Annotated in this window: 6 protein-coding genes; all 6 read right to left on the reverse strand. The window is 70.9% G+C overall.

Going from position 1 to position 14,187, the window contains the following annotated elements; translation table 11 throughout:
• Positions 1-7 precede the first annotated feature (7 nt).
• A complete protein-coding gene (locus tag F0L68_RS38065; RefSeq protein ID WP_149854769.1) occupies positions 8-2,365 on the reverse strand; it encodes a KR domain-containing protein in 2,358 nt (785 codons plus the stop codon).
• Positions 2,362-3,780 (reverse strand): cytochrome P450, encoded by a 1,419-nt coding sequence (locus tag F0L68_RS38070; RefSeq protein ID WP_188317047.1) that lies wholly within the window; start codon positions 3,778-3,780, stop codon positions 2,362-2,364. The genes F0L68_RS38065 and F0L68_RS38070 overlap by 4 nt, the downstream gene beginning before the upstream one ends.
• Before the next feature lie 62 nt (positions 3,781-3,842).
• Complete coding sequence (locus F0L68_RS38075; protein ID WP_149854771.1) at positions 3,843-9,944, reverse strand: SDR family oxidoreductase; 6,102 nt, start codon at positions 9,942-9,944, stop codon at positions 3,843-3,845.
• A gap of 109 nt (positions 9,945-10,053) precedes the next feature.
• Positions 10,054-11,556, reverse strand: a complete 1,503-nt coding sequence (locus F0L68_RS38080) for an acyltransferase domain-containing protein (RefSeq protein WP_149854772.1) — start codon at positions 11,554-11,556, stop codon at positions 10,054-10,056.
• 1,007 nt (positions 11,557-12,563) lie between these two features.
• Positions 12,564-13,589 (reverse strand): LLM class F420-dependent oxidoreductase, encoded by a 1,026-nt coding sequence (locus F0L68_RS38085; protein WP_149854773.1) that lies wholly within the window; start codon positions 13,587-13,589, stop codon positions 12,564-12,566.
• 96 nt (positions 13,590-13,685) lie between these two features.
• Positions 13,686-14,183 carry a winged helix-turn-helix transcriptional regulator gene (locus tag F0L68_RS38090; protein WP_149854774.1) on the reverse strand — a complete coding sequence of 166 codons (498 nt, stop codon included), beginning with the start codon at positions 14,181-14,183 and terminating at the stop codon, positions 13,686-13,688.
• Positions 14,184-14,187: the final 4 nt, after the last annotated feature.

Consider the following 14,187-nt stretch of genomic DNA (forward strand, 5'->3'; position numbering starts at 1 on the left):
GCGCGGCTCACCAGGTCAGGCCGGTCACGCTGAACACGGGGAGGCCGGTGGCCGCGTTCAGCGCCGACCAGTCGCCTTCGGCCGGCCCGGCGAGGATCCGCGTCGGGCCGTTCGTGGTGTCGTGCAAGGAGATCCGCGCCGCCGCGAGCCGCGCGCCCGCGCCGCCCGAGGCGAACCGCAGGACGTTCTCCATGGCGGCAAGGGGAAGCCGGGCCACCGGCGCGACGGGCATCGCCCAGACGTCCTCCGGCGGGCTCGGCCGCACCTGCGCGTCGGCCCCGCGCGCCGCCGCGAACACCAGGCCGCGCCAGCGCAGCCGGGACGCGGCGGGCTCGGTCGGCGTGCGCCAGCCGCGACCCGGTGCGGCGGGCCGCGCCGGCATGTCCCCGGCGCGGCGGAACACCAGGCGCAGCGCGGCGACCTCGACCTCGACCTCCGGCCGCGCCGGGTCGCGGTAGCCAGCGCGCACCACCCACTCGCCGTCCCGGTGGCCGCCGGTGGTCTCGCGCAGCAGCGTGACCGCTCCGCCGACCAGCCGCAGCGCGTCGGGGTGCACGACCAGGTCCTCGATCCGGTCCAGCCGCAGGTCGGGCAGGTCGTCGGGCTGCATCCACTCGGCGGCCCAGATCGCGTTGTCCAGCAACACACTCACGGGCAGCGCCTCCGCGCCGTCGACCAGGAAGTCGGTCAGCGCTGGCGACCACGCCTGGTCGAGCGACACCGTGGCGAGCATCGAGCGGTGCGGCGCGTTGGTGTGCACCGAGCCGAGGTGGAAGATCTTCGGGAACACCTCGGCGAAGCCGGGCAGGTCGCGGGTCGCGGGATAGCCGCGCGCCTGGATCGGGCTCAGCGCCCGGCCGAGCGGGCCGACGTAGGTGATCTCCTCGGCCGAGCCGGCGCGCAGTTCCTGTTGCCAGCGCTGGATTCCCTCGTCGATGTCCAACGCGGCCATGTAGCGCAGCGTCGCCTCGAAGTTGGCCACCATGCCGAGCTGGTTCCAGGTCGGCCAGCACAGCGTCATCACCGGGAAGCCGACCTGGTGGCCGGCCCACAGGCCCAGCCTGGCCAGGCCGTCGTTGGCCGCGCCGTAGTCGAGCTGGCCGACCATGCCGCCGAGCCGCCCGGTCAGCGAACCGACGTTGCAGAAGAACTTCAGGTCGCGGCCGCGCACCCGCTCGAACAGGTTGACGAAGCCGTCGATCTTGGTGCCGACGGTCCGCAGGAAGTCCTCGTCCGACTTCTTCGGCAGCCGCGTCGGCGAGTCGATCCCGGCGTTGTGCACGACCCCGGTGAGGTCGTCGCCGAGGCGGCCGAGCAGCGCGGAAACCTGGGCCGCGTCGGTGAAGTCGCACGGCGCGTACTCGATGCGCAGCCCGTCGCGCCGCGCGCCAACGATGTGCTCGTACAGCTCGCGGTCCCTGCGCAGCCGCTCGATGTCCGCGCGGATCTCGGCGACCCTGCGGCCCTCGCGGTGCGCCGACCACAGCCCGCGCTCGAAGTCGCGGAACTCCTCGTCGGTCAGCCCGGCCCACGGCTCCGCGCCCGTCGGCAGCGGCCCGCGCCCGGTAACCACCACCCGGCAGCCGAAGTCGGCGGCCAGCGAGTGGGCCAGCCGGAACCCGATGCCCCGGCCGCCGCCGGAGACCAGCACCAGGTCGTCGCGGCCGAGCGACACCGTCGGCGCGGCGGCGTCCTGCCGGCGCGGCTCCAGCGTGTGCCGCCTGCCGCCGTGCCAGCCGATCTCGAACAGGCCCCAGCGGCCGAACTCGGCGGCCACGATCTCGGGCAGCCGCGCCAGGTCGGCCGCGCCGACGTCGACGACCTTCACGTTGCAGTTCGGGATCTCCCGGTGCACGGTCTTCGCCAGCCCGGCCCAGATCCCGCCCAACGGCTGCCGGATCTCGGCGTCGCCCCGGTAGCCCATGCCGCCGTCGAGGTAGGTGACCGCGAGATAGCCGAGCCGCTCGGCGTCGACCTCCTGCGACCAGTCCGCGTAGCAGCCGCGCAACGCGGCGACCGAACGCAGCAGGGCGGCGCGGTACGCGTCGTGCCGGCCGGGCACGAACGGCTCGTCCAGGGTGAGGTCCACCAGGCCGTCCGGGAGCTCGCCGTCCACCAGGCACGGTTGGCCGTCCGCCGCCGCGACGGCGTTCGCGCCGGCCGCGCGGAGCGCGAGCACCACCCGGCGCGCGGTGTCCCGGTCGCCGCCGAGCACGACCAGGCGCGCGCCGCGCAACCGGTCGGCCGGGCCGTCCGGCAGGTCGTGCGTCGGCGTCAGCCGCCACACCAGCCGGCTGGTGGGTTGGACGGCCCGGTCGGGCGGTGCGAGGACCGCCCGACCGACCGTCTCAGGTAACGCGGTCATCGCGTCGCTGCCGCTGGCTGCGTGACGGGCGTGATGGTCATCAGCACCTGCGGCAGCGGCCGCAGCGAGACCAGCGCCCCTGGTGTCACCGGGTGGCCGGGCACCAGGCTGAGCTGGTACCGCTGCACGATCATGGCCACCGCGAGCTGGATCTCCAGCAGCGCGAGGTCCATGCCGATGCACTTGCGCGCGCCGCCGCCGAACGGGAAGTACGCGTACCTGTCCCGGTTCTGCTGCCCCTGACCCTCCGCGCCGCCCTGGTGCGCGGGGCAGAACCGCTTCGGGTCGAACGCCTCGGGGTTGTCCCAGGTCTCCGGGTTGTGGTGCGCGGCGTAAGGCGGGATCAGGACCGTGCTGCCGGCCGGGATGTGGTAGCCGCCGATGGTGTCGTCGGCGACGGCATCCCTTGGGAACAGCCAGATCGGCGGGTACAGCCGCAGCGCCTCGTCGACGACCTGGCGCAGGAACGGCAGGCTCGTCAGGTCCTCCGCGGTGGGCACCCGGCCGCCGAGCACGCCGGCCAGCTCGGCCTCGAGCTCGCGGCGCACCTCCGGGTACTGCGCGATGGCGTACAGCGTCCAGGTCAGGCCGCAGCCGGTGGTCTCGTGACCGGCCAGGAACAGCGTCTTGAGCTCGGCGCGGATCTCCCGCTGGCTCCACGGGTCGCCGTTCTCCTTGCGGGCCGCCAACAACGCGTTGACCAGGTCGTCCGGCCGGCCGCCGCCGTTGCGGTGCAGCTCGATGATCTCGTCCATGACGTCGTTGAGATCCTGCTGGTAGCGCTTGAGGTCGCGCTGGTACTTCGTCGGGATCCAGCGCGGCAGCATCTGCTTGACCTCGCCGGTGAGGATCATCGCCTTGAAGGAGAAGCGAACCGCCGGCATCAGCCGGTCCGACCAGTCGCGCAGGTCGACGCCGAGCAGCATCGTCCCGAGCACACCCATCGCCAGCCACATCATGTCGTTGGTGATGTCGACCGGTTCCTTGTCGGCGGACGGCTTCGCCCACTTCTCCAACAGGTCGTTGGTGGTGTCGGTGATGATCCCCGCGTTGGCCCGCAGCTTCACCTTGTGGAAGAACGGCTGGCTGACCGCCCGCTTGGCCTTCCACTCCGCGCCGTCGGTGGTGAGCATGCCCCTGCCGAAGAACAGGTTGAAGCCACGGTAGAACTTGCCGCGGACGTAGTTCTTCGCGTTGTCCTGCAACACGTGCTTGACGTGCTCGGGCTCGGTGATCTGGTGCACCTCGTACGGCCCGAGCTTCACCCTGCTGATGCCGCCGTACTGACGCTGGAGTTCGAGCAGCAGCTTGAGGGTGTCCTTCTGGAAGCTGCTCAGCGCGCCGAACAGGAACTTGCCCTCCGGTCCGGGCGCCCGCTCTCCGGTCGTCGTTGTGCCGTCAGTGGACTCTGGCACGGAATTCTCCTTCGTCGGGTTCGATCCTGTGCTGAGCCGGATCCCGTGCTGGGCGGGCCCGCTCACTGTCCGGCCACCAGCGTGCGCGTAGGCTGGCCGTCGGCGGCCTGACGGGCGGCTGGGACGCCGCCGTCGAGCGGCCTGCGGTCCGGGTCGTAGAGCTCCCCGGTGTTCACGTCGAGATAGCCGATGACGGTGGCCTGCATGTCCTTGAGCTGCGCGATCAGCCTGCCGTCCGGCGCCGCCGCCACGAACCGGTTGCCCGGCTCGCCGTCGGTCATGGTGAACTCGGCCGGCGTGACGTACAGCTCGACGTGCCCGTACCGCTCCCGCAGCTGCGGGTCGTTCGCCCGCTCGTACAGGTCGATCCGCCGGATCGACAGCGGGGCCGCGATGGGCACCAGGTGGCCGTCGATCAGGTTCAGCACCCCGGTGCGCGCCAGGCCGTCCAACAGGATCGTCGGCACCCGGAAACGGGACCAGGTCGGGTCGTCCACGGCCAGCTCGTGCGTGTACTTCGCCCGCTTTCCGCTCGGGTGCAGGCGGGTGTCGGTGGTGGCGACGAACGGCCCGGTCAGCCGCACCGGCGCGCCCGGCGCGTGGTACGGGTCGGGGATGGGCGTCTCCTCGGCGGGAGCCCAGTCCTGCCACCGGGGCGCGGCCGGGAACTGCTCGCTGAGCAACACCGTCGCGGAGAAGTGCAGCCGGTCCTTGGTGAGCAGCACTCCCTTTGGCGACACGACGTCCGTGGTGACCCGCACCGCGACCTCGGTGACGTCCGTGTCGCGCCGGACCACCCGCGCGGTGATCCGCACCTTCGGCCCCGCCTGGTTGTGGTAGGTGCGCAGGAAGTGGTGGAACGTGACGTCCTCCAGCGCGACGACCTCCTGGTCCGGCACCAGGAAGCCGGCCGCCTCGGCGGCGATCTCCGTGACGAACGTGCCGGGCAGCGTCGGCATGTCACGCACCAGGTGGTGCGTCAGGTAGTGGTCGGTGTCCAGGTCGAACGGGCACTCGAACACCGCCGTGTCCGCGTCGGCCGAGACCGGCTCGCGCAGGTAGAAACCGTGGTCCGGCTCGGAGTTCGCGAGATAGCCGGGGTAGAAGCGTTCCACCGTGCCGTGTTCCGCCTCGCCCATGTGCACCAGCGACGGCCGCCGGACGGGCGCGTGCAGCTCCTGCACGAAGTGGTGCGCGCCCTCCGCGATCGGCATGTGGCTGTAGGAGCCCGCCCGCTTGAAGTAGGCGTTGGTCAGCTCGTTGGCACCCATGCCGACGCCCTCCCACAGCGTCCAGCCGACCGTGAACTCGTCGACGCCCAACGCGTGCTGGGTGTAGGTCGCCGCGCTGGCCAGGAAGTCGTTGCCCGAGGCGTAGTCCGGCTCGCCGAGCTGGCCGAAGTACCCGAGCAGCGAGCCGAAGTTGCACCACATCCTCGGCGCGGTGTCCCCGAAGGCGTGCTTGAGGTTGCGGTAGCTGGCCAGCTTGAGGTCGCGGATCGCGGTGAACTCGGCGAAGTCCTTGTCCTTGATCATCGCCGAGCGGTTCCGGCCGGGCGCGTTGATCACCAGGTCCACACCGGGCTGCTCTGCCAGGATCGCGCCGACCGTCCGCGCGACCGCGTCCCGGTCGGTGATGTCGCACGCCAGGTAGGTGACGCGGCCCGCGCCGCTGTGCGCCGCCATCTCCGCGATGTTGCGGTGCGCGGCCCGCGCGTCCACCATCCGGTCGAAGTCCCGGTTGATCTGCGCCACGGTCCGGCCGGTGCGCAGCGCGAGCTGCGTGCGGATGAAGCGCTGGCGGGTCGCGGCGAACTCCTCGTCGGTGCCCTCGAACGTCTCCGGCGGGTAGCTGTCCAGCGAGTTGCTGCCGACCAGGTAGATGCGCGGCCGGAAGTGCTCGGCGACGGTCTTGACCACCTCCGCGGTGATCCCGCGCGCGCCGCCGACGGCCAGCACCACCGAGTCCCGCCCGAGCACGGCCGGCGTCCGCTCCGGCAGCTCGATCGGCTCGTCGACCAGCGTGTAACCCTTCCGCACACCCTCGTCGTCGAACACGATCGGGAACCGCCGCGCCAGCGCGGTCTCGCGCTCCGCGAGCAGCGCCGCCTTGCGGACCTGCCGCGTCGAGCTGAACAGCCCGAACGCGACGCACCGCGACAGTTCGAGGCTCGCGCACTTCACCAGCCCGGAGAACAGGCCGGTGAACGGGTGCGGCACGCCGTCGGTCAGCGCGCCGAGCAGCAGCGTCACGAACGACGATCCCTGCTCGGCCAGGTCGTCATAGCAGTGTTGCAGTGTAAGGAAAGTAGCGTCGTGCAGCGCCGTCACCGAGTCGGCGCCCCGAGACAGGCTGCCGGGCAGCGGCGCCGACCTGGTCAGGTCGGTCACCACCCGCACGTGCCGCACCGGCCGCCCGTGCGCGGACAGCACCCGCCGCACCGCCTCCGGCGTCACCTCCGGCAGGTGGTGCCAGCCCGGCCGGTTGACGTCGGTCGTCGCGGTGGACAACACCAGCGCGTCGGCCGGCAGGTGCCGCAGGTCGGCCCCGAGGTCGGCGAGGTCGGTCAGCACGACGACCCCGGCCGGCAGGAACGGCACCGGCTCCCGCACCTCGGCACCGGCGACCGACCGCAGCGCCGGCACCTTGCGGTGCACGCCGAGCGGGTGGCCCGGCGCGAACTTCGTGGTGTCGCGGAACTTCTCGGGAACCACGCCAGCCTCGGCGGCGTCGGGGGCGTAGGCGCCGGTGATGGTCAGCTCCAGCCGCGTGGTGGCGCTGCCGTGGCCGCCGTCGCAGGCGACGCTGACCCGGCCGGCGGGCTGGTGCAGCGCCTTGAGCACGGTGAGGCCGCCCGCCGCGCCGAGGTAGCGGGCGTGGTCGGGGTCGGACACGCCGCACCCGATCGTCGCGGCGTCCCCGGCCGCGTCCTGCGCGCTGACGGTCAACCCGTCCACGTAGCCCAGGATCGGCAGCCCGGCCCTGCGCGCCGTGTCCTCCGTGGTGAGGGCGAACAGGAACGAGCCCTCGGCCAGCGCATCGGTGTCCTGGCCGAGCAGGTCGGTCAGCAGCGCGCGGTACTCCGGCAGGCTGTTGCCGTTGATGCCGCCGGCCAGCGCGAAGTCCAGTTCACCGGTGCGCAGGTACCGGCTGGCGGTCTCGATCGCCGTCAGCGCGGACGCCAGCCCGGAGTCCAGCGTGATGTTCGCGCCCTTGAGGTCGAAGTAGTTCGCCACCCTGGCCGAGATGATGTTGGGCATCATGCCGGGGAAGGCGTCCTCATTGGACGGTGGCACCTGGCCGCGCACCTGTTCCCGCAGGCGTTCCAGCAGCCCGTCGAGCGCGGGCGAGTCCGCGATCGAGGGGTTGGCCCGCACGGCGGCGTCGATGTCGTCGAGGTAGCAGCGGTTCGCGAACAGCATGGCCGAGCGGGTCGGGCCCATGTTGCCGACGAACACGCCGGTCTTGGCGGAGTTCTCCTGCCAGAACTCGGTGAGCTGGTTGCGCAGGTCGTGCGCGCACTCCAGGATCATCAGCTGGCAGCGGTCGATGGTGCGGACCGTGGCCGGTGGCAGCCGCACCTTCTGGAACGACGGCGCCGGGTAGAACTCGCCGAAGCTGTCGGCGGGACGCGCGCCGCGGCCGTCCAGCCAGTCCCGAACCTCCTCGTGCGAGGACAGCTCGGGCACGTGCGCGGACCACGCGACGATCGCGACCCTGGTGTCGGCGGCCGGCGTCCTGGTGCTCGCGGGCCCGGAGTCCTCCGCAGCGGCACGGTGTTCCTGGACCAGCAGGTGCGCGTTGGTGCCGCCGAAGCCGAAGCCGGAGATCGCGGCCGTGCGCAGCCGGTCCGTCTCGGCGGCCCAGTCGACCGGTGCCGTCGGGATGTCCAGCTTCGTCTCGGCGATGTGGAAGTGCTCCGGCGGCTCGGTGAACCGGAACTGCTTGGGGATCACCGACTTCTCCAGGCCGAGGATCGACTCGATCAGCGACACCACGCCCGCGGCCCAGCCGGTGTGCCCGATCAGCGACTTGTTCGATGTGATGTAGCTCGTCTCGGTGATGCCGAAGTGCTGGCGCAGCATGGTGAACTCGGCCAGGTCGCCGGCCGGCGTGCCGGTGGCGTGCGCGATGATCCAGTCCACGTCCGATCCGGCGATGCCGCCGGTCAGCGCGCGCTGCACGGCCAGGTCCTGACCGGCGGAGTTGGGCGCGTAGATCGCCTTGCCCTTGCCGTCGGAGGACGAGCCGAACGCCTTGAGCACGGCGAGGACCTCGTCGCCGTCCTGCTGCGCCTGGCGCAGCCGCTTGAGCACCACGACACCCGCGCCGTCGGCGAAGATGACGCCGTCGGCGTCCTTGTCAAGCGAGTGCACCGCGCCCCGCTTGGACAGGCCCTGGAGCTTGGAGAACAGCACGGTGCCCCGCGGTGCCAGGGCGAACGCGCCGCCGCAGACCGCGATGTCGTGCTTGCCCATCAGCAGGCCCTTGATGCCGATGTCGATGGCGTACAGCGAGGAGGAGCAGGCGGTGTCGACCATCTGGAGCTCGGTGTCGGCCGGCAGCACGCCGGTCATCGCCAGGTGCCCGACCCGGTGCGGCAGGAACCGCGACGGCGCCGGCTTGCCGCGCCAGTACCGACCGGACAGCGTGTCGTCGATGCCATCCAGCAGCCGCCGCCGTTCCTGCCCCGACAGGCCGAGCTCGTCGACGATGCGCTCGGCCCGGTAGGCCGCGCCGGCCAGCACGCCGGCCTCCTCGAGGTGCTGGCTGCCGTCGGGGGTGTAGCCGACGAGGAAGGAGTAGCGGTCCCGCTCGCGCCGGTGCACGCCCTTGAGCGCCTGCACGAGCGAGTGCCGCAGCCACATGGTGGTCAGCTCGTGGTCCTCGCCGTCGCGCATGGTGTCCACCGCGCCGTCGACCGGGCTGAAGTCCGTGATGAACACGCAGGTGTCCTGGTACGACTTGTCCTCGGCCGAGGTGTCCGGCGAGTAGAAGTTCGCGCGCTCCCACCGGTCCTCGGGAACGGGTGTGAACATCTCGCCGCCGTCGGTGCGCAGCCGCCAGAACTCCTCGGGGCTGTTCGCCCCGGCCACCGCGAGGCCCATGCCGACCACGGCGATGTCGTCGGGACCGGCCTCCTCCGGCGCCTGCTCCCGCTCCCGCACCTCGACCGTCGCCGGAGCGACGGCCGCCGCCTTCGCCACGACCGGAGCCGCCGCGACCTCGGCCGGCTTGGTCTCGGCCGGCTCGACGGCGGCCGGGGTGGTCTCGGCCTGCGCGGGGCGATGCCCGTTGGTCGAGCCGTGCCCGTTGGAGCCGTGCCCGTTGGTCGAGCCGTGGCCATTGGTGGAGCCGTGCCCGTTGCCGGTCACGGCGACCGTCTCGCGCGGCGGGGACAGCAGCGCGCTGCCCAGCGTCAGCCCGCCGTCGGCGAGCACGACCTGACCGGTGATCCACGAGGAGTCGTCGGAGGCGAGGAACGCCACCACCTTGGCGAACTCCGCCGCCGTGCCGAGCCTGCCGAGCGGGGTCGCCTCGCGGATCACCCGCTGCATCCGCTCGGCGTCGGGGAACGCGTCGGCGACCTCGCTGACCAGCATCGCCGCCGACGCCGTGTTCACCCTGATGTTCAGCGGCGCGAACTCCACCGCGAGGTAGCGGGTGACGGCCTCGGCCGCGGCCTTGGCCGGCGCGCAGGCCAGGTAGTTCGCCATCACCATCTGCGAGCCGCCGAGCGCGGACACTGTGACGATCGAGCCGCCCCGGCCGGCCATCAGCGGCGCGGCGGCGCGGGAGCACCGCAGGCCGCCCTTGAAGTTGGTGTCGATGGCGCGGTCGAGGTGCTCGTCGGTGAGCTCGTCGACCGGCACCAACGCGCCGTTGGCCGCGTTGTTCACCAGGATGTCCAGGTGGCCGTGGCGTTCGCCGATCTCGGCGAACATCCGGTCGACCTGATCCTGTCGCGCGACCGAGCCCCAGACGAGGTCGACGGTCGCGCCGGCCGCCTCCAGCTCGGCCTTGGTCTGCTTCGCCTCCTGCGCGGAGTGGAAGTAGTTGACCAACACGTGCGCGCCCCTGCTGGCCAGTTCGGTGGCGATGGCCTTGCCCACGTTGCGGGCGCCACCGGTGACCAGGGCTAATTTGCCGGTCAGTTGTGCCATGTGGCCCGTACTCCTTCAGCGAGGTCGTGGTCGGCCCGGCGGGCGAGCCCAGGATGCCTTGCGGTCAGCGGAAGATCGATGTATCGTCCACAGTGGACAGTCATGCGAACTAGATGCCCGCCTGGACCCCGTTGTGCAGCGCGGAGTGGATGAAGTCGACGATCTTGCCCATGGTGTCGTAGTCGGCGAGCCGGAAGTTGCTCGACTTCTCCGGCAGCCCGTACTTGGTGGTGACGCGGCTCATCAGCTCGATCTGCTTCACCGAGTCGACGCCGAGTTCGGCCTCCAGCAGCACGTCCTCGGTGAAGACCTCCTCCGGGTACTCCAGCGCGGCGGCGTACACGCTGCGGATGTCCGCGCCGAGCGTGTCGCGGTCCACCTCTGAGCCGGAGCCGTTGCCTGCGGCGGCTGCCGGCGCGGCGACCGGGCTCGCGGCTGGGCTTGCGACCGCTGCCGGTGCAGCCGGGGTTGCCGACACCGTTGCCGCGCCGCCGAACTCGGCGAGCCTGCGCTGCACCAGCTCGGTGATCTCCGCGCCGGTCGCCGCCCAGAACGCGGCGAACGCGTCGCGGTTGACGCCGGGCGCCAGCAGCGCGGCGAGCTGCTCGGCCGGGCTGAGCGCGCCGACGAGTCCGGTGGACCGCAGGACCGCGAGCGCGGTGTCCAGCAGCAGCGTGCCCTTGCCGTCCAGGGTCAGCGAGGACAGCGTGGTGACGTCGCCGTCCGGCACGATCTTGTTGACCAGCTTGGACAACGCGGACAGCGAGCCGGACTCGACGAAGTAGCGAAGGCCCTCGCCGTGCAGCTGCCGGATCCCCTCGGCGAACTTGACCGGCTTCACGAAGTGCTGGGACAGCAGCTCGGACAGCTCGTCGCCGGGCTCGTAGTAGCGCTGGAGGATCGGCGAGTAGACCGGCACGGTCAGCGGGTTCTGGTCGAGGTGCCGGATCCGTGCCGCGAACACCGGGGCCGCCGGCGCGAGAATGGGCGTGTGGAAGGGGAACGGCGAGTTCAGCTCGATCGTGCTGATGCCGAGCTGCGCCGCGATGCCGCGCACCTGCTCCAGCGACTGCGCCGGCCCGCTCACCACGGTCTGCCCGTCGTGGTTCTCGGTGGCCACGGCGAGCATCGGGTCGCCGATCAGCCCGATGATCGTCTCCGCGCGGCCGGCCTCGGTGGCCACGGCGACCATCCGGCCCTCGGTGAGCTGCTGCTCGCCGATGACCAGCACGCGCTGGGCGACGATCCTGGCGCCGTCCTTGATCGAGTACGCGCCCGCGGCGACCAGTGCGGCGATCTCGCCGAGGCTGTGGCCGGCCAGCACGTCGGGGCGGAGGCCCTGATCGGCCAGGATGCGGTAGGCGGCGACGTCGGAGCCGTAGATGGCCAGCTGCGAGACCCACGGGTCGTCGGCGAGCAGCTCGGCGATGCCGACGGGCTGCTCGCCGAGCACGATGTCGGTGAGGCGACGGGAGAACAGCTCCTGGGAGACCTCGTCGATGTCGGCGAAGGTCTGCGCCACCTGCGGGTACTGGCGGTTGGCCGCCGCCAGCGCCGGGCCGTCGAACGCGCCCTGCCCGGGGAAGAGAACGACCACTGTGCGATCAACCATGACGAGTTGCCCCTCTGTGTGTGGATGCTGCGGCGGATCTCCGACCTCAGGCGGCCGGCGCTGGCATCGGGGACCCAAACGCGTATTTCGGACAGGCGCCAACACGCTCGTTGCGATGGCTGTCGAAAGGCGATATTGTTGCTATCGCGTGAATAGGTCATAGCTCAACGCGGCGCAACCCATTTTTCGAGCGCGCGACGATGAGCGCATGACTGAGCGGGCCACGCCCGATCTACGTCGATGTGCGTGGGCCTGATTGTTTCGTCGCCGTTGGCGATCCAACCCCGATGTGCGGTGTGCGCGGGCGCAAAGGATCTTGGTCAGGCAGAAAGTCGTTCCACGCTTGCTCGCCCCCATTCCCCCAGTCAGAGCTTCAGGTTCTGGACCTGGCGTGGTAGTGCCCGACGCGACGCGACTACCGGACCCGAGGTTAACTAGGGATCCGCTGTTCAGTCAACACATCACTTTGATCAATTAGCGCGTGATTCGCGCCTTCGTCCACTCGGGCGCAAAGACTGACGCGGCTGGCCGATATTTGACGGCGAAGCCGGCGGCCCGCGCGGTCGGGTCATCGGTTCGGTCTACCGAGGTATTGATCGCGACGCTTCGGCCGGCGCTGCGCGCGGCCGGGGATGAGAAAGCGCCGGTCAGGCCATGTATTGAGTGTTTGATGATCTTGCGTTTAACCAACCTCGGGGGTGCTGACCTGCGGTCTCCGCGTCTTCCGCGCGCCGCCCTTGGTGGATCGACGGGCGAGTTTTCGGCGACTACTAGTGTCGGTTGTCACAGTGCCGTGGTTAGGCGAGGCAATACTTGCCCGACAGTCCGCATAATCATCTTGTTGAACGCGCAACAACACAGTGGGATGTTGACGCACCGCGCGCACGAGTGTGATCGAGCGATTGTTTGGTTGGTTGATCAGGTTACGAAACCGGTGGCCAACCATGGGTGGGTCGGCTGCCGGGGTGTGGCCGGCACGGAAATCGGAAGAACAGGTTTCCTGTCGGTTACGAGAGTAGGTCGACGATCTTGTTTAGGTGCGCCTCGTCGCCACTGATGAGCAGCGTCGTGACAACGGATTCCGACCACCGCGCGAGGCCGTCCTTGACGCGGTCGGGCGGGCCGACCAGCGCGACGTCTTCGACCATCGCGGTCGGCACCGCCGCAATGGCGTCCTTCTTGTGGCCGGCGAGGTAGAGCTGCTGGATCTTTTCGACTTCGGCCTCGTAACCGAGCCGGGCGATTGAGGCGGCGTGGAAGTTTGCCTCTTTTGCGCCCATTCCGCCGACATACAGCGCGACCCACGGGCGCAGCGCGTCGGCCGCGGTCTCCAGGTCGTCGTCGAAGACGATGTTGGGCCCGGCGACGACCTCGAAGTCGGCCGGCGCCTGCCCGCCGTCGCGGCGCGAGAAGCCCTCCGCGAGCGCGGCGCGGTAGTAGTCGTTGTTGCGGGGCGCGAAGAAGAACGGCAGGTAGCCGTCGGCGATCTCGCCGGCCAGCGCGATGTTCTTCGGCCCCTGCGCCGCGAGGTAGATCGGGATGTGGCTGCGCAGCGGGTGCACCGTGGACTTGAGCGGCTTGCCGAGGCCCGTGCCGCCGGGAAACGGCAGCTGGTAGTGGTTTCCGCTGTACGCAACCGGAGCCTCCCGCGCCACGACCGCGCGGATGATCTCGATGTACTCCCTGGTCCGCTCGAGCGGGCGCGGGTAGGACTGCCCGTACCAGCCCTCGACCACCTGCGGGCCGGACGCGCCGAGGCCGAGGACGAAACGGCCCCCGGACAGGTAGTCGAGCGTGATCGCCGTCATCGCGGTCGCCGCGGGAGTGCGGGCCGACATCTGCACGATGTTCGTGCCCAGCCTGACCTTTGACGTCGCCGCGCCCCACCAGGCCAGCGGAGTGAACGCGTCGGACCCGTAGACCTCGGCCGTCCAGACGGAGTCGAAGCCGAGCCGCTCGGCGGTCGCGATGCACTCCACCGCGCCGGCCGGAGGCTTCGAGGTCCAGTAGCTGGTGTGGTACCCGAGCTTCACTTCTCCTCCAAGGACACTGGGCCAGGGGTGGACGAAGCCGTGACGAGTTGGCCGCCGCGCCGGAATTCTACCCAGTGAGTTGCGGGAAGCAACCCACTACGAGCGCGACTTCGCGGGGCCGGTGGAACGCGACTTCGCGGGGCCAGCCCAGGGGTCGTCCTTCGGCATGGTCAGCGTGTCGGGCGCGACCGGCTCCCCGCACGTCTCGCACGTCGTGGTCACCCGCAGCCGGTGCGGCCGCCCGTCGCCGTGCCGGTGCCGGATCTGCGGTGCGGTCGACCTCGCGCTGAGGTGCTGTTCGCCCCAGTGCAGCAGGGAGAGCACCACGGGCAGCGCGTCCTGTCCCGCGTCGGTCAGGCGGTACTCGAAGCGCGGCGGGCGGTCCTGGTAGCGGACGCGCCGCACGACGCCGGCCTCCTCGAGGCCGCGCAGCCGGTTGGTCAGGATGTTGCGCGGTGCGCCGGTGGCCCGCACGATGCCGTCGAACCGGTGCACGCCATAGAAAAGCTCCCGGAGGACCAGCAGCGACCAGCGTTCACCCAGGACGTCGAGGGCGGCGGCTGCCGGACACGGGCGGGGCCCTGAAGTGTCCATCAAT

Source organism: Solihabitans fulvus (assembly GCF_008386585.1).
Classification (GTDB): domain Bacteria; phylum Actinomycetota; class Actinomycetes; order Mycobacteriales; family Pseudonocardiaceae; genus Solihabitans; species Solihabitans fulvus.